Here is a 399-nt window from a genome sequence, read left to right as displayed (position 1 = left end):
CTACGGGGTGCTGCTGCGCGCGGTGACCGTGCACGGCCGGGAGATCGTGCGCGGTGAGGCGGCGGGCAACGGCCGCACCGACGTGCTCTCGACGGGGCTGCGCTACCCGAAGGCCGAGAGCGACGAGGACGACGCCCCGGCCGAGGCCGTGTGCCTCCAGGTGACCAACTCCTTCTCCGTGGCCTCCGGCGTGAAGACCACGCCCGGTCTGCCGCTGGAGCTGACCGTCGACGTAGTGGACGGCCCGGGCGACTCCGACGACGTGGCCGCCTTCGGCCTCGGGCGCGGCTGGTGGCTGCTCGGCCTGCTGGTGCTGGTCGGCTTCGTCGCCGGTCTGCTGTGGGGCTGGCTCTCGCGCTGGCGGTTCGCGATCTGGAGGACCAACTGATGCGATTCACC

1 pseudogene is annotated in these 399 nt (G+C 72.4%); it reads left to right on the top strand.

Annotated elements, in window-relative coordinates:
- Positions 1 to 388: pseudogene (locus OO69_RS48305) on the top strand (alpha-1-antitrypsin); the annotation flags it as partial.
- Positions 389 to 399: the final 11 nt, after the last annotated feature.

The sequence above is a fragment of the Streptomyces sp. NRRL F-525 genome, from assembly GCF_000716605.1.
GTDB lineage: Bacteria > Actinomycetota > Actinomycetes > Streptomycetales > Streptomycetaceae > Streptomyces.
Note: the sequence above shows the minus strand (reverse complement) of the source record. Positions and strands in the feature narration are given on the sequence as shown.